Source organism: Sphingomonas sp. PAMC 26621 (genome assembly GCF_000251145.1).
Lineage (GTDB): Bacteria > Pseudomonadota > Alphaproteobacteria > Sphingomonadales > Sphingomonadaceae > Sphingomonas.
Map to the genome: position 1 here is coordinate 205,861 of NZ_AIDW01000021.1, position 15,293 is coordinate 221,153.

14 protein-coding genes and 1 pseudogene are annotated in these 15,293 nt (G+C 64.3%); 2 read left to right on the plus strand and 13 right to left on the minus strand.

Translation table 11 applies throughout. The features are described from left to right. The 8 genes from rplC to RI03_RS23570 all read right to left on the minus strand — a co-directional run bounded on the left by rplC (position 1) and on the right by RI03_RS23570 (position 7,210). The gene (gene rplC, locus RI03_RS12595; protein ID WP_010217803.1) at positions 1 to 756 is read right to left on the minus strand and encodes a 50S ribosomal protein L3; all 756 of its coding nucleotides are present in this window, start codon (positions 754 to 756) and stop codon (positions 1 to 3) included. A 247-nt stretch (positions 757 to 1,003) separates the two neighbouring features. Further along, positions 1,004 to 1,312 carry a 30S ribosomal protein S10 gene (gene rpsJ, locus RI03_RS12600; protein ID WP_007406109.1) on the minus strand — a complete coding sequence of 103 codons (309 nt, stop codon included), beginning with the start codon at positions 1,310 to 1,312 and terminating at the stop codon, positions 1,004 to 1,006. Positions 1,313 to 1,471: 159 nt separating this feature from the next. Next, positions 1,472 to 2,665 (minus strand): elongation factor Tu, encoded by a 1,194-nt coding sequence (gene tuf / locus RI03_RS12605; RefSeq protein WP_010217804.1) that lies wholly within the window; start codon positions 2,663 to 2,665, stop codon positions 1,472 to 1,474. A gap of 121 nt (positions 2,666 to 2,786) precedes the next feature. After that, complete coding sequence (gene fusA, locus RI03_RS12610; protein WP_010164591.1) at positions 2,787 to 4,883, minus strand: elongation factor G; 2,097 nt, start codon at positions 4,881 to 4,883, stop codon at positions 2,787 to 2,789. A gap of 94 nt (positions 4,884 to 4,977) precedes the next feature. After that, the gene (gene rpsG / locus RI03_RS12615; protein ID WP_010164592.1) at positions 4,978 to 5,448 is read right to left on the minus strand and encodes a 30S ribosomal protein S7; all 471 of its coding nucleotides are present in this window, start codon (positions 5,446 to 5,448) and stop codon (positions 4,978 to 4,980) included. A gap of 57 nt (positions 5,449 to 5,505) precedes the next feature. Then, the gene (rpsL, locus tag RI03_RS12620) at positions 5,506 to 5,877 is read right to left on the minus strand and encodes a 30S ribosomal protein S12 (RefSeq protein ID WP_010164594.1); all 372 of its coding nucleotides are present in this window, start codon (positions 5,875 to 5,877) and stop codon (positions 5,506 to 5,508) included. A gap of 330 nt (positions 5,878 to 6,207) precedes the next feature. Continuing rightward, complete coding sequence (locus RI03_RS12625; RefSeq protein ID WP_010217805.1) at positions 6,208 to 6,894, minus strand: outer membrane protein; 687 nt, start codon at positions 6,892 to 6,894, stop codon at positions 6,208 to 6,210. A gap of 43 nt (positions 6,895 to 6,937) precedes the next feature. Then, positions 6,938 to 7,210 carry a hypothetical protein gene (locus RI03_RS23570; RefSeq protein WP_138995660.1) on the minus strand — a complete coding sequence of 91 codons (273 nt, stop codon included), beginning with the start codon at positions 7,208 to 7,210 and terminating at the stop codon, positions 6,938 to 6,940. Here RI03_RS23570 and glpD point away from each other — a divergent pair. Beyond that, entirely contained in the window at positions 7,204 to 8,658 is a 1,455-nt protein-coding gene (gene glpD, locus RI03_RS12630) for a glycerol-3-phosphate dehydrogenase (protein ID WP_010217806.1), read from the plus strand. The genes RI03_RS23570 and glpD overlap by 7 nt on opposite strands. Before the next feature lie 227 nt (positions 8,659 to 8,885). Then, entirely contained in the window at positions 8,886 to 9,788 is a 903-nt protein-coding gene (locus RI03_RS12635; RefSeq protein ID WP_010217807.1) for a DMT family transporter, read from the plus strand. Between the two features lie 43 nt (positions 9,789 to 9,831). On the opposite strand, the gene RI03_RS12640 is transcribed toward RI03_RS12635, so the two are convergent. From RI03_RS12640 to gcvT, 5 genes and pseudogenes are all read right to left on the minus strand, one after another. Beyond that, positions 9,832 to 10,458, minus strand: a complete 627-nt coding sequence (locus RI03_RS12640) for a DUF938 domain-containing protein (protein ID WP_010217808.1) — start codon at positions 10,456 to 10,458, stop codon at positions 9,832 to 9,834. Positions 10,459 to 10,465: 7 nt separating this feature from the next. Then, complete coding sequence (gcvPB, locus tag RI03_RS12645; protein WP_010217809.1) at positions 10,466 to 12,103, minus strand: aminomethyl-transferring glycine dehydrogenase subunit GcvPB; 1,638 nt, start codon at positions 12,101 to 12,103, stop codon at positions 10,466 to 10,468. Next, on the minus strand, positions 12,100 to 13,458 hold the full coding sequence (gcvPA, locus tag RI03_RS12650) for an aminomethyl-transferring glycine dehydrogenase subunit GcvPA (RefSeq protein WP_010217810.1): 1,359 nt from the start codon (positions 13,456 to 13,458) through the stop codon (positions 12,100 to 12,102). Before gcvPA ends, gcvPB begins: the two co-directional genes overlap by 4 nt. 121 nt (positions 13,459 to 13,579) lie before the next feature. Continuing rightward, positions 13,580 to 13,951 carry a glycine cleavage system protein GcvH gene (gcvH, locus tag RI03_RS12655; RefSeq protein ID WP_010217811.1) on the minus strand — a complete coding sequence of 124 codons (372 nt, stop codon included), beginning with the start codon at positions 13,949 to 13,951 and terminating at the stop codon, positions 13,580 to 13,582. Then, a pseudogene (gcvT, locus tag RI03_RS12660) lies at positions 13,951 to 15,134 on the minus strand (glycine cleavage system aminomethyltransferase GcvT). Before gcvT ends, gcvH begins: the two are co-directional and overlap by 1 nt. Between the last annotated feature and the right edge of the window lie 159 nt (positions 15,135 to 15,293).

Genomic DNA, 15,293 nt, shown 5'->3' on the forward strand with positions numbered 1-15,293 from the left:
TCAGCCCTCCTGGCCGTCGGTCGCATCCACGGTCGCGACGTCGGAAGGCGTCTCGGCGGGAGCGGTGTCGTTGTTATTGGCGACCTGGCGGAGACCGGCGGGGTACGGCGCGTCGGCGTGACGCGTGACCTTGACCGAATCCTTGACGAGCAACCAGCCACCCTTCGAGCCCGGGACCGAACCCTTGACGAAGATGAGGCCGCGCTCGACGTCGGTCGATACGATTTCGAGGCTCTGCTGGGTGCGGTTCTTGTTGCCCATCTGCCCGGCCATCTTCTTGTTCTTGAAGACCTTGCCCGGATCCTGGCGCTGACCGGTCGAACCGAGCGAACGGTGCGAAACCGAAACGCCGTGAGTTGCCCGAAGACCGCCGAAGCCCCAACGCTTCATGCCGCCCTGAAAGCCCTTACCCTGGGTCACGCCCTGGATATCAACGATCTGGCCGGAAACATAGTGATCTGCCGAGATGGTCGCGCCGACTTCGAGGACAGCATCCTCGGCGACGCGGAATTCGGCGAGCTTCGCCTTGGGCTCGACTTCGGCCTTGCCGAAGTGGCCACGCTGCGGCTTGGCGACATTCTTCGCCTTCGCAACGCCGGCACCAAGCTGCACAGCGACATATCCATCACGGTCGGCCTCGCGAACGGCCACCACCTGCAGATTTTCCAGTGCCAGGACGGTGACGGGCACGTGGCGCCCATCGTCCTGGAACAAGCGGGTCATCCCCAACTTTTTCGCGATCACGCCAGTGCGCATGACCAATGCTCCAATCAGTGCAGAGGCACATCCCGGACCATTCCGAAACATGCGTGCTGGCCCCGACCAAGGCATATCGCCTCGATCGGAACCGGTTCAGCCCAAATTCTTTTATACTGCTGCCCCGACCCGGGCTGGTGCCCCCGCCATGGCGGGAAACGTGTCGGGGGACGCAGACCCAGCCGAAGCTGGCGGTATCCCTATCAGGTCCGTTTTAGCGGACCGAATCTCTTGCGAAGCGCCGCTATTAGGCGAGCTTGATCTCGACGTCAACGCCTGCGGCGAGGTCGAGCTTCATCAGCGCATCGACCGTCTGCGGGGTCGGCTGAACGATGTCGAGCATGCGCTTGTAGGTGCGGACTTCGAACTGCTCACGCGACTTCTTGTCGATGTGCGGACCGCGGTTGACCGTGAACTTCTCGATGCGCGTCGGCAAAGGAATGGGGCCACGGATGAGAGCGCCAGTGCGGCGCGCAGTGTCGGCGATGTCGCCGGTCGCCTGATCGAGCACACGGTGATCGAACGCCTTCAGACGGATGCGGATATTGCTGTCCATAGTCCCTACCAATGCGAAAGAGCGGGCCCGTTACCGGGCGCTAGTTAGTTCTTTTTAAAAACCGGAGGCGGGCCACTACACGGCCCTCCACAAAAAGGCAACCGCCCGCGCCTCGATTTGAGGCGCGGGCGGCAGCTTTTTTTAAAAGACGGTTAGGTCTTACTTGGCGATCGCGCTGACGATGCCCGAGCCGACCGTACGGCCGCCTTCACGGATCGTGAAGCGCTGGCCAAGGTCCATGGCGATCGGTGCGATCAGCTTGACGCCGAGGGCAACGTTGTCGCCGGGCATGACCATCTCGGTGCCCTCAGGCAGCTCGACCGTGCCGGTGACGTCCGTGGTCCGGAAGTAGAACTGCGGACGATAGTTGGCGAAGAACGGCGTGTGACGGCCACCCTCGTCCTTCGACAGCACGTACACTTCCGACGAGAAGTCGGTGTGAGGCTTGATCGAGCCGGGCTTGCAGAGAACCTGGCCACGCTCGACTTCTTCACGGCCAACGCCGCGGATCAGCGCGCCGATGTTGTCGCCAGCCTGGCCCGAGTCGAGCAGCTTGCGGAACATTTCGACGCCCGTGACGGTGGTCTTGCGGACTGCCGGGTGAATACCGACGATCTCGACTTCCTCGCCAACCTTGACGACACCGGTCTCGACGCGGCCGGTGACGACCGTGCCACGACCCGAGATCGAGAACACGTCCTCGATCGGCATCATGAACGGCTTGTCGAGCGGACGCTCGGGCTGCGGCAGGAACGTGTCGACCGCTTCCATCAGCTTGAGGACGGCGTCATGGCCGATCTCAGGCGTGGTGTCGTTGAGGGCTGCAACAGCCGAACCACGGATGACCGGGATATTGTCGCCATCGAAGTCATACTTCGAGAGCAGCTCGCGGATTTCCATCTCGACCAGCTCGAGGATTTCCTCGTCGTCGACCAGATCGACCTTGTTCATGAAGACGACCATCGTCGGCACGCCGACCTGGCGTGCGAGCAGGATGTGCTCGCGGGTCTGCGGCATCGGGCCGTCGGTTGCCGAAACGACGAGGATTGCGCCGTCCATCTGTGCCGCACCGGTGATCATGTTCTTCACATAATCGGCGTGACCCGGGCAATCGACGTGCGCGTAGTGACGTGCGGTCGTCTCATACTCGACGTGTGCGGTCGAGATCGTGATGCCGCGCTCGCGCTCCTCGGGAGCCTTGTCGATGTTGGCATAGCTGGTGAACGTGGCGCCACCGGTCTCGGCGAGCACCTTGGTGATCGCAGCCGTGAGCGACGTCTTGCCATGATCGACATGGCCGATCGTGCCGATGTTGAGATGCGGCTTGTTCCGCTCGAACTTTGCTTTCGCCATGATTTCCTACCTTATTGATCGTTTTCGGTTCGCCCGGAGCGCTACGCGAAGCGCGCCCCATAGCGAGAGTTTTTGGGTAACGCCAGCCCTGACGCCCATCGAGGGCGCCAGGTTTGTCGCCTTAGGCCAGCTTCGCCTTCACTTCGTCGGCAACGTTCGCCGGAACTTCCTCGTAATGCGAGAACTGCATCGAGTAGTTCGCACGACCCTGCGTGAACGAGCGCAGCGCGTTCACATAGCCGAACATGTTCGCCAGCGGGACCATCGCGTCCACCGACTGCGCGTTGCCGCGCGTATCGGTGCCCTGGATCTGGCCACGGCGGCTGTTCATGTCGCCGATTACGTCACCGAGATAATCCTCGGGCGTCACGACCTCGACCTTCATGATCGGCTCGAGCAGCTTGATCCCGGCCTTCTGCGCGACTTCACGCATTGCACCGCGAGCACAGATTTCGAACGCCAGCGCCGACGAGTCGACGTCATGGTAGGCACCGTCATAGACGAGGATCTCGAAGTCGATGATCGGGAAGCCGACCAGCGAACCAGTAGCAGCCGTCTCACGGAAGCCCTTTTCGATCGCCGGGATATATTCCTTCGGAATATTACCGCCCTTGATCTCGTCCTTGAAGATGATGCCCGAACCGCGCTCGCCCGGCGTGACCTTGACCTTCACGCGACCGAACTGGCCGGTACCACCCGACTGCTTCTTGTGGGTGTAATCCACATCGACCGGCTTGCCGAGATATTCACGGTAAGCAACCTGCGGCGCGCCGACGTTCGCCTCGACCTTGAACTCACGCTTCATGCGATCGACCAGGATCTCGAGATGGAGCTCGCCCATGCCCTTGATGATGGTCTGACCCGACTCGGAGTCCGACGAAACGCGGAACGATGGATCCTCGCGTGCGAGACGATTGAGCGCGACGCCCATCTTCTCCTGGTCGGCCTTGGTCTTGGGCTCGACCGAGAGCTCGATCACGGGCTCGGGGAATTCCATCCGCTCGAGGATGATCGGAGCGTTCATCGCGCAGAGCGTGTCGCCCGTCGTCGTGTCCTTGAGGCCTGCGAGAGCGACGATGTCGCCCGCATATGCGATCTGGATGTCCTCACGCTCGTTCGCATGCATCAGCAGCATGCGACCGACCTTTTCCTTCTTGTCCTTGACCGAGTTCGTGACCTGCGACGCGGTCTCGAGCTTGCCCGAGTAGATACGTGCGAAGGTCAGCGTTCCCACGAACGGATCGTTCATGATCTTGAACGCCAGCGCCGAGAACGGTGCCTCGTCCGACGAAGGACGCTCGTCGACCGTCGTACCGTCGAGCTTGAGGCCCTGGATGGCCGGAACGTCGAGCGGCGAAGGGAGATAGTCGACGACGGCGTCGAGCAGGGGCTGGACGCCCTTGTTCTTAAACGCCGAACCGCAAACCACCGGCACGAACGAGAAGTTGAGCGTGCCCTTGCGGATCAGCTTCTTCAGGTCAGCCGTGCTCGGCTCGTTGCCCTCGAGATACGCTTCCATGAGCGCGTCGTCCTGCTCGACTGCCATCTCGATCAGGTCGCTGCGATACTTCGCTGCCTTCTCGACGAGATCCTCGGGGATCTCGGCATATTCGAACTTCGCGCCGAGGCTCTCTTCGAGCCAGATGATCGCGCGGTTCTCGACGAGATCGACGAGACCCTTGAAGCCGCCTTCCATGCCGATCGGGAGATACAGCACGGCGGGACGTGCACCCAGGCGATCGATGATCGACTGAACGCAGAAATAGAAATCAGCACCGGTCCGGTCGAGCTTGTTCACGAAGCACATCCGCGGAACCTTGTACTTCTCAGCCTGACGCCACACCGTCTCGGACTGCGGCTCAACGCCGGCAACGCCATCGAAACAGGCGACCGCACCGTCGAGCACGCGCAGCGAACGCTCGACTTCAATCGTGAAGTCGACGTGGCCGGGGGTATCGATGATGTTGATCAGGTGCTCTTCGCCCTTGCCTTCTTCGGCGCGCCATTTGCACGTCGTAGCGGCGGACGTGATCGTGATCCCGCGCTCCTGCTCCTGCTCCATCCAATCCATCGTCGCGGTGCCTTCATGCACTTCGCCGATCTTGTAGGACTTGCCGGTGTAATAGAGGATGCGCTCGGTCGTCGTCGTCTTGCCGGCGTCGATGTGCGCCATGATGCCGATGTTGCGATAGCGGTCGAGCGGATGGCTGCGGGCCATGTCAGTGCTTCCTTAAGGATATGGGGAGCCAGCGAAACCGGCTCCCCAATATATAGGTGTTAGTTCTGTCGGCGAAAAGCCGCCGTCTGAACGATTACCAGCGATAATGCGAGAAGGCGCGGTTGGCTTCGGCCATACGATGCGTGTCTTCACGCTTCTTGACCGCGTTGCCGCGATTGTTCGCCGCATCCATCAGCTCGCCCGACAGGCGTGCCGACATGGTGTTCTCGCTGCGCGCACGGGCGGCAGTGATCAGCCAGCGGATCGCCAGGGCCTGGGCGCGCTCGGGGCGAACCTCGACCGGGACCTGATAGGTCGCACCACCGACGCGGCGGCTGCGAACTTCGATGCCGGGCTTCACGTTGGTCAGCGCGTCATGAAAAACCGCGATCGGGTCCTTCTTGGCGCGCGTCTCGACGGTTGCGAGCGCACCATAGACGATCAGCTCTGCGACCGACTTCTTGCCGTCGAGCATCACGCTGTTCATGAACTTGGAGAGAACCTCGTCCCCATACTGGGGATCCGGAAGAATGACCCGCTTTTCGGGCCGACGACGACGTGCCATATCAAAAACCTTTTCTAACTTCAGCCATAAGATGGTCGGCTATGAGAGCCGACCGGCTTACTTCGGACGCTTGGCGCCGTACTTCGAACGGGACTGGCGACGATCCTTGACACCCTGTGTATCGAGGACACCGCGCAGGACATGGTACCGCACGCCGGGAAGATCGCGAACGCGACCGCCGCGGATCAGCACGACCGAGTGCTCCTGCAGGTTGTGGCCCTCACCCGGGATGTAGCTGATGACTTCGCGCTGGTTGGTCAGGCGAACCTTGGCCACCTTGCGCAGAGCCGAGTTCGGCTTCTTCGGGGTCGTCGTGTAGACGCGGGTGCAAACGCCACGCTTCTGCGGGTTTGCTTCCATCGCAGGGACCTTGGACTTGGCCTTCTGCGGATCGCGGCCCTTGCGGACCAGCTGGTTGATTGTCGGCATTGAATCTCTTCACCTTGGATCGATGGTTACTTTGCTGGAGCCATCACGCCCCCCGAGAACAAATTTCGGGAATACAAAAAGGACCGTCAGGGACATTCGCCCCCCGGGTCCTGGAATGCATCCAGCAATGTTCAAGCACTGTCCCGCAGGAAAACCTTCGGTCGAGCGGAGGTGCGCATACAGCGAGACGCGGATCGGGTCAACCGAGTCGCGCATTTCCCGCGTTGTGCAGCATCTTGCAGAAACGGTGCCGCCGGTTGCGATCGCCTGCAAAAAGGGCGGGGAGTGTCGCCACTCCCCGCCCCCTTCGTGCTTTCTTCGACCGGAGTCTTAGAAGTGCGTGATCACGCCGAGCATCGGACGGACGCTGTGGAAATCGCCGAACGTGTTGACTTCTGCACGGATGCGGAAGCCGGCGTTGCCGGTGATGCCCTGAAGGCCGATGTCCTTGGGCCCGAACTCGGTGCCGATCCCGTAGGTGATGCCGTCATGCTTCTTGTCGTTGCGGTTGCCGCTGACGAAGGTCGAATAGTGATCGAAGTCGATCCACTGGTAGCCGACCTTGCCGTAGAACATGCCGCTGTCACCAGCGCGGATGCCGAAACGGCCTGCTGCGCCATATTCCCAGTTGATGTTGCCGGAAACGCCCTTTGCGACGTTACCTTCTGCACCAACGAAGACCGGGCCGAGCGGAACGTTGAAGCCGACGACGCCCTGCACCAGCGCGCCCGACAGGCGGTAGTTGTTGCGCAGCGTGCCGTTCGAGTTGATCGGCTGCGGGATACCGTGGTTCGGTTCGTTGTCGAACTGCTCCCAGCCGCCCATGACGCCGACGTAAGGCTCGATGCCGAATGCACGGCTGCCGTCGGGTGCGCGCGGGCCGGTGTCGGCGGGCGCGGCTGCATCGACCGGCGCTGCTGCGTCGACGGGGGCGGGTGCTGCCGGTGCCATGTCCTGCGCGAATGCGGGAGCGGCGACGAACGCCAGGGCAGCGGCGGCGATTTTCAGAGTACGCATAAATGATGACCTATAGTTGTGGCTGTTAAGGCGCGCCGGCTCTCTAGCGGTGCTCCAACGGCGACTGAACAAGGATCGTCGTCGGATGTTGCATTGCGGTGCGAAAAAAGGTCCGCCCTTCCGAAGTGTCGCATTTCTGCAACGCTTTCTTGCTGTAAGATGAATGATTTGAGCGGTGCATGGCAATTTTGACGGCTTGCACATGGGGGCAATAATGGAAATCCGGGTTCCGCCACGAGTCGCGCAAGCCGGCCTCGGGGTGCAGAAACGCCGGTCGCTTCGGGCGCGCGGGTGCGATACAGGACAGCGGTGACATATGATCTCCTCATCGTCGGCGGCGGTATCAACGGCTGCGCGATCGCGCGCGAAGCAAGCCTGCTCGGCCTCACGGTTCTGCTGGTGGAACGCGACGACCTCGCGGCGCACACCTCGTCGGCTTCGACCAAGTTGATCCACGGCGGATTGCGCTATCTCGAATATTACGAGTTCAAGCTCGTCGCCGAGGCGCTGCGTGAACGCGAGCGGCTGGTAAAAGCGGCACCCCATATCATCCACCCGCTGCGGTTCGTGCTCCCGCACGAGAATGCCGTGCGGCCGTGGTGGATGGTGCGGCTCGGGCTGTATCTCTACGACTTCCTGGGCGGCAAGATGACGCTCGCGCGATCGCGCGGCCTGCGCAAGAACGACGCCGCGTTCACGGCGCCGCTCAAGGTAGCGTCGAAGGGCTTCGTCTATTCGGACGCGTTCGTCGACGATTCACGCCTCACCGTCCTCAACGCGATGGATGCCGCCGCAAATGGCGCGGACGTGCGCGTCGGGGTCGCACTCGAGTCGGCGCGACGCGAGGGTGAGGTGTGGCAGGCGCATCTGTCCGACGGCAGCAGCGTCCGCGCACGCGCGATGGTCAACGCGGCGGGCCCGTGGGTGGCGCAACTGCTCGGGCGGCTGGGCGTCAACGCCGCGTCGGGCGTGCGACTGGTCAAGGGCAGCCATATCGTCGTGCCCCGGCTGTATGAAGGCGACCACGCCTATATCCTCCAGCAGCCCGACCGCCGTATCGTCTTCGCCATCCCCTATCAGGGCGGCTTTACCGAAATCGGCACGACCGACGTCCCGGTCGACGCGCCCGAGGACGCGGTGATCGACGAGGACGAAATCGCCTATCTCTGCGCGGCGGCGAACCGGCATTTCGCCCAGCAGATCGCGCCCGGCGACGTCACCTCGACCTGGTCCGGGGTTCGCCCGCTCTACGACGACGGCGCGAGCGAGGCGAAGGCGGTGACGCGCGATTACGTGCTCGAGCTCGACACCAACGGCCCTGCGCTGCTGTCGATCTTCGGCGGCAAGATCACCACCGCACGGCATCTGGCGGAGGAGGCGCTCGGCAAGCTCGCGGGACCAATGGGGTTCTCCGCGCATCCGGTGACTCGCGCGCGCGTGTTTCCGGGCGGGGCGATCACCGGATTCCGGCAGTTCCTCGATCAGGTCCGCGCGACCTGGCCGTTCCTCGGCGCGGCGCGCTCGGAGCGGATGGCGCATGCTTATGGTTCGATGCTCGCGGAGATGCTGCGCGACGTCAAAAGCGCGGATGATCTCGGGGCAGAGCTTGGCGGAGGCCTCACCGAAGTCGAGGCGCGCTGGCTGCGGACGCGGGAATGGGCACGGACGGCGGACGACGTGCTGTTGCGGCGCTCGAAGATCGGGCTGCACCTGAGCGCGGCGGAGCGCGCGGCGTTCGTCGCGGCGTGGGACGCGCTGGCGTAGGACGTATCGCAGGGCACAAAATCCCTCCCTTCTATCTTCCCCGGCGCTGGCCGAGGCCCAGTCGAGAGGGCCGAGGTACCGAAGTGCGGTGCCTCGCAATTGCCCGCTGCGCTACTGGGTCCCGGCCTCCCCCGGGGAAGCGCCTTAGGCCAGCATAACCAGTCTAACTTGCGTTTAGGCGTCTCCTACTGGCGCGCCCCCCGGCGAGCCCATAAGGCTGCACCTCTATGACGTCAGCCGCGCCCGACCGCATCCTCGCCGCGATCGGTCTGCGGCTTCTGTCCGTCGTCCTGTTCGCCATGATGAACGTCGTGATCAAACTGTCCGAACAGCATGGCGCGGCGCTCGGGGAGATCCTGTTCTTCCGGCAACTCGGCGCGTCCGTCCTGATCAGCGGCATCATACTGTCCGGCCTGGGCTGGCGGTCGGTCGGAACGAAGAAGATCGGCACGCATATTTCGCGCGCGATCCTCGGGCTGACCGCGATGGCGTTTACCTTCACGACGATCGTCACACTGCCGCTCGCCGAGGCGACGACGCTTGGTTTTACCGTACCGATCTTCGCGACGATCCTCGGGAGCGTGATCCTGCGCGAGCCGACCGGGTGGCACCGCTGGGGCGCGGTGATCGCCGGGTTCGCAGGCGTGCTGATTGTTGCGCAGCCGGGCGGCGGGCATTTCCCGCTGTGGGGGGCGGCGACCGGACTGCTCGGCGCGTTCGGAACCGCGTCGGTGACGATCCTGCTCCGGCAGATCACCCGGACCGAGTCCGCGCTGACGACGGTGTTCTGGTTCTCGACGCTATCACTGCTGCCGCTCGGCGTGGTGTATGCCGTGGTGGCGCGGAGCCATCCGCTCGAAGTCTGGGTCTTGCTTGCGGTGGTCGGGCTGATCGGCGGACTGGCGCAGCTTGCGATGACCGGGGCGCTCGGGCTCGGGCCGGTGTCGGTGGTGGTGCCGATGGACTATTCATCGCTGCTGTGGGCGACGCTGTTCGGCTGGCTGATCTTCGGCACGCTGCCGAGCGCGGCGTTGTGGGTCGGCGCGCCGGTGATCGTCGCAAGCGGGCTATACATCCTGTGGCGCGAACGGGTCCGGCATATCAACCGGGCGCTGGAAGAGGTGCAATAGTGGGCAAAAGCCGAGGTGTCTTCCCGTAGCTCGCCCGGCGGACTTACCCCGCCCCGAAAACCAGCAGAAGGTTATTCGCAGGCATCTCGACCAGTCGATCCAGCGCGAAACCATGCCCCACGGCAACCTGCTCGACCGATTCGACCTGCCGCAATCCCCAGCGCGGGTCGCGCGCCCGCAAGGATTCGTCGAACGCAATATTGCTCGGCGCAGTCGGGAAGTCGGCCTGCAAGAACGGTCCGTACAGGATCAGCGGCGCGTCCGCTGCCAGCACCCGCGCCGCACCCGCGAGCAGCCCCAGCGTCGCGCTCCACGCGCTGATGTGGACCATGTTGATGCACAGCACTGCGTCCGCCCGGTCCACCGCCCAGTGGGCCGCGCTCGCATCGAGATCGAGCGGCGGCGCGACGTTGACGATCCCGTCGCACCACGCCGCGATCGACACGCGCGCGGCGGGATCGGGGTCGCTCGGCTGCCACTCGATCGCGGGAAATTCTTCCGCGAAATAGGCGACATGCTCGCCCGATCCGCTTGCCACTTCGAGCACTGTCCCCGCGAACGGGAGCACCTCGCGCAGCACGTCCGCGATCGCCATGCGATTGCGCAGCGTGGCCGGCGCGTGGCGGCGGGTGTCCCCCTCTGCCTCGCCCGGGATCCACGGGGTGGTCACGCCTTGGTCACTCGGCGGCCTGCGCCAGGACCGGCTCCTTCCAGACGAGCACCGGCTTGCGCGCGGCGAGCGTCTCGTCGAGACGGCTGCGCGGCGCGAAATGCGGCGCGCTCTTAAGGCTGACGTCGCCCGCCTTGGCACGCTCCGCGACCGAGCGAAGCGCCATGACGAACTGGTCGATCGCGGCCTTCGATTCGGTCTCGGTCGGCTCGATCAGCATCGCGCCGTGGACGACCAGCGGGAAGTACATCGTCATCGGGTGGAACCCCTCGTCGATCAGCCCCTTGGCGATATCGATCGTCGAGAAACCGGCGGCGAGGCCGTTGTCCGAGAACAGTGCTTCATGCATGCATGGCCCCGACGCCCCGAACGGCGCATCGAGCGTCTTGTCGAGCGAACGCAGGATGTAATTGGCGTTGAGCACCGCATCCTCGGCAACCTGCCGCAGGCCATCCGCGCCGTGGCTGAGGATGTACGTCAGTGCGCGCGTGAACATGCCCATCTGGCCATGAAACGCGACCATCCGGCCGAACGCGTGCGGGTGATCGTCGCCCGCAGTCTCTTCCTCGATCAGCGCAAAATGGCCATCCGCCTGCTTTGCAACGAACGGCAGCGGGCCGAACGGTGCCAGCGCTTCGGACAAAACGACCGGACCCGAGCCGGGTCCGCCGCCGCCATGCGGGGTCGAGAAGGTCTTGTGCAGGTTGATGTGCATCGCATCGATGCCAAGATCCCCCGGGCGCACGCGACCGACGATCGCGTTGAAGTTTGCGCCATCGCAATAGACGAACCCGCCCGCCGCATGGACCGCATCCGAGATCGTCCGCATGTCACGCTCGAACAGGCCGCAGGTGTTCGGGTTGGTGATCATCACCCCCGCCACGTCCGGCCCGAGCCGTGCGATCAGCGCCGCGGTATCGACGCGGCCTTCGGCAGTCGCGGGGATATCTTCGACCTGATAGCCCGCGAAGGCTGCGGTCGCCGGGTTGGTGCCGTGCGCGCTTTCGGGGACGAGAATGATCTTGCGATGCCCCTCGCCCTTGGCTTCCAACGCAGCGCGAATCGCCAGCACGCCGCACAGCTCGCCATGCGCGCCCGCCTTGGGGCTCATCGCGACGCCGTGCATGCCGGTGAGCGTGATCAGCCAGGTCGCGAGTTCATGGATGACGCCGAGCGCACCCTGCACGCTGTCGATCGGCTGGAGCGGATGGATGTCCGCGAAACCGGGGAGCCGCGCCATCTTCTCGTTGAGGCGCGGATTGTGCTTCATCGTGCACGAACCAAGCGGGAAGAAGCCGAGATCGATCCCGTAATTCTGGCGCGACAGGCGGGTGTAGTGGCGGACGGTCTCTGGCTCGGAGAGGCCGGGGAGACCGATGGCCGTATCGCGGAACAGACCGGCAAGGCGTTCTTGGCTCCCCTCCCCTTCAGGGGAGGGGCTGGGGGTGGGGGGCGTCTCACCGAGACCTGCGCCCGTTACGGCCCCATCCGCGTCAGCAAAATCCACCCCGGTCGTCTCTGCATCACCAATCTCGAAGATCAGCTTCTCTTCCAGCATCAGCGCCTTGTTGCCGGTCACCGTCCGGGACGCCTTGCCCCCGGAAACGGGCGCTTCGGGGCGCCATCCGCTTGCGTTGATGCTCATGCCAGGATCTCCTCGAGCGCTGCCGCCAGCGTTTCCACATCTTCTGCCGACGTCGTCTCGGTGACTGCGACGACGAGGCCGTTGGCGAGATCGCCCTCACCCGGATACAACCGCCCGAGCGACACACCCGCCAGGATCCCGCGATCCGCCAGCGTCCGCACGACCGGGCGCGCCTCGACCGGTAGCTTGAGCGTGAATTCGTTGAAGAAGGCGGGCGTGACGAGCTCGACACCCGGCACCTTGCTCAACCGCTCCGCCGCCGCGACCGCGCCGCGATGGTTGATCTGCGCCAGGGTGCGCAGCCCCTTCTCACCCAGCAACGTCATGTGGATCGAGAAGGCGAGCGCACACAGCCCGGAGTTGGTGCAGATGTTCGACGTCGCCTTCTCGCGCCGGATATGCTGCTCGCGGGTGGAGAGCGTCAGCACGAACCCGCGCCGGCCATCCGCGTCCAGCGTCTCGCCGCACAGGCGACCCGGCATCTGGCGAACATATTTGTCTTTGCAGCCGAACAGCCCGACGTAGGGCCCGCCGAACTGCAACCCGACGCCGAGCGACTGCCCTTCGCCGACGACGATATCCGCGTCCATCTCGCCCGGTGCCTTGATCGCGCCCAGTGCGACCGGCTCGGTCACGACCGCAATCAGCAGCGCCTTGTTGGCATGGCACGCATCGGCGAGCGGCGTCAGGTCCGCGATACGCCCGAGAATGTCAGGATATTGCACGACGACGCACGACGTATCCTTGTCGATCGCCGCGATCAGCGACTCGAGATCCGTGTCCGCGCTGAGCGTCGGCGCAGCGGTTTCGAGCAGGTCGCCCGTGAACTTGGCCATCGTCTTGGCAACCGAGACATAATGCGGGTGCAGCCCCGACGACAGGATCGCCTTGCCGCGCTTGGTGATCCGCCGCGCCATGCCGATCGCTTCCCAGCACGCGGTCGAGCCGTCGTACATCGAGGCGTTCGCGACATCGGTGCCGAGCAGCCGTGCGACCTGCGTCTGGAACTCGAACAACATCTGCAGCGTGCCCTGCGCGATCTCGGGCTGGTACGGCGTATAGGCGGTGAGGAACTCGCCGCGCTGGATCAGATGATCGACCGAGGCGGGGACGTGATGATTGTACGCGCCGCAGCCGAGGAAGAACGGCGCTTCCCCCGCGGTCAGGTTCTTGCGCGCGAGCGCGGTCATGTGGCGTTCGACCGCCATCTCGCTGGCATGCATCGGCAGGCCGTGGATCGGGCCGTCGAGCCGCGCGGCTTCGGGCACGTCGACGAACAGATCGTCGATCGTCGCCACGCCGATCACGCCGAGCATCGCATCGCGGTCAGGCTGGGTCAGGGGGAGATAGCGCATCTATTATACTCCTCCCCTCCCCTTCCGGGGAGGGGCCGGGGGTGGGGCCGTGCCACGAGTGGAGCGCCCGCGGAGAGGCCCCACCCCAACCCCTCCCCTGAAGGGGAGGGGCTAGTTCAGATCACAGCTTCTCGACGAACGCCTTATAGGCAATCTCATCCATCAGCGCGTTGAGCTCGTCGGTGTCGCTCAGCGTCAGCTTGAAGAACCAGCCCTCGGCTTCGGGATCCTCGTTGACGAGCCCGGGCGTGTCGCCGAGCGCGGCATTGCCCTCGATCACCGTGCCCGAAACCGGCGAATAGACGTCGGACGCGGCCTTGACCGATTCGACCACCGCGGCTTCGTCGCCCTTGGCGAATTCCTTGCCTTCTTCGGGCACGTCGACGAACACGATGTCGCCAAGCTGGCTCTGCGCATATTCGGTAATGCCGACGATGCCGACGTCGCCATCGACATCAACCCATTCATGATCTTCGGTAAAATAACGGCTCATCACTTGCCTCCCAGAGTCTTCGGTTGCCGGACATAGCGGTGGGGAATGAACGGCATCGCGGTCACGGTCGCCTGGTGGACCTTGCCGCGCTGCGCGAGTTGAATCGTGGTGCCCGCAACCGCCACTGCGGTGGGCACATAGGCCATCGCGATCGGCGCACCGACGCTCGGCGCGAACCCGCCCGAGGTGACGCGGCCGACTTCCGAGCCCTGATCGTCGAGCACCGCAGCGCCTTCGCGCACCGGCTGGCGCCCTTCGACCAGCAGGCCGACACGCTTGATGATTGCGCCCGACTCGCGCTCGGCGAGAATGCGCGGCGCGCCCATGAAGTCGCCCGCTTCGCGGCGACGCTTCGACAGCGCGAAACCGAGGTCCGCCTGGACCGGGGTCGTCTCGGGGTCGAGATCATGGCCGTAGAGCGGCAGCCCGGCCTCGAGCCGCAGCGAATCACGCGCGCCAAGGCCGATCGGCTTGACCTCGGATTCGGCGGTCAGCGCATCGGCGAGCGCTTCGACATTCTCCGCAGGCACCGAAATCTCGAACCCGTCTTCGCCGGTATAGCCCGAGCGGCTGATCCACAGCGGCACGCCGTTCCACTCGAACGCGCCCGCGGTCATGAACACCAGCGCTTCGACGCCCGGCACCAGCCGCGCGAGTGCATCGACCGCCTTCGGCCCCTGCAACGCGAGCAGCGCCTGGTCTTCCATATGGTTGAGCGCGATCCCGTCGGGCAGATACTCGAGCAGATGCGCGATATCGTCAATCTTGGTCGCGCCGTTGACGACCATGTAATAGCCCTGGATGTCGAACGGGTTGGCGTCCGGCAGATGCGTGACCATCAGGTCATCGAGGATGCCGCCATCCTCCGACAGCACAACGAATAGCGCTGCTTGCCCTGCCCCAGCCCGGCGACATCCGCCGGCAGCACCGCTTCGAGCGCCGCCACGACGTCCGCGCCCTCTTCAGATCGGAACAGCAGCTGGCCCATGTGGCTGACGTCGAACAGCCCGGCCGATTCGCGCACCCACAGATGCTCGGCCATGATGCCTTCATATTGGACGGGCATTTCACAGCCCGCGAACGGCACCATCCGGCCACCCCGCGCACGATGCCACGCATCGAGCGGCAATTGCTCGATCGCAATCTCGTCGGCTTCGGTCTCGTAGGGGTCGAGGTCGCTCATGTTGGTCTTCCGCAAGAGGTCAACGGCGCGCCATGGCGCCGGAACGCCGTGATGTGCCGCCCCCTCTGTCACGGAACCTGAGAGCTTTCACGGAACCATATGGTCCGCTTACCCCTTCGGTGGCGCTCGCCCACAGGGCAGCGCGCTTTCCAGAGTGTC

What these genes read in the sequence shown, in the direction of transcription:
- rpsL (WP_010164594.1), bottom strand. Translation starts at nt 5,877, where the DNA reads ATGCCGACAATCAACCAGCTGGTCCGCAAGGGCCGCGATCCGCAGAAG.
- gcvH (WP_010217811.1), bottom strand. Translation starts at nt 13,951, where the DNA reads ATGAGCCGTTATTTTACCGAAGATCATGAATGGGTTGATGTCGATGGC.
- rpsG (WP_010164592.1), bottom strand. Translation starts at nt 5,448, where the DNA reads ATGGCACGTCGTCGTCGGCCCGAAAAGCGGGTCATTCTTCCGGATCCC.
- fusA (WP_010164591.1), bottom strand. Translation starts at nt 4,883, where the DNA reads ATGGCCCGCAGCCATCCGCTCGACCGCTATCGCAACATCGGCATCATG.
- tuf (WP_010217804.1), bottom strand. Translation starts at nt 2,665, where the DNA reads ATGGCGAAAGCAAAGTTCGAGCGGAACAAGCCGCATCTCAACATCGGC.
- RI03_RS12625 (WP_010217805.1), bottom strand. Translation starts at nt 6,894, where the DNA reads ATGCGTACTCTGAAAATCGCCGCCGCTGCCCTGGCGTTCGTCGCCGCT.
- gcvPA (WP_010217810.1), bottom strand. Translation starts at nt 13,458, where the DNA reads ATGCGCTATCTCCCCCTGACCCAGCCTGACCGCGATGCGATGCTCGGC.
- gcvPB (WP_010217809.1), bottom strand. Translation starts at nt 12,103, where the DNA reads ATGAGCATCAACGCAAGCGGATGGCGCCCCGAAGCGCCCGTTTCCGGG.
- rpsJ (WP_007406109.1), bottom strand. Translation starts at nt 1,312, where the DNA reads ATGGACAGCAATATCCGCATCCGTCTGAAGGCGTTCGATCACCGTGTG.
- rplC (WP_010217803.1), bottom strand. Translation starts at nt 756, where the DNA reads ATGCGCACTGGCGTGATCGCGAAAAAGTTGGGGATGACCCGCTTGTTC.
- RI03_RS12635 (WP_010217807.1), top strand. Translation starts at nt 8,886, where the DNA reads ATGACGTCAGCCGCGCCCGACCGCATCCTCGCCGCGATCGGTCTGCGG.
- RI03_RS23570 (WP_138995660.1), bottom strand. Translation starts at nt 7,210, where the DNA reads ATGTCACCGCTGTCCTGTATCGCACCCGCGCGCCCGAAGCGACCGGCG.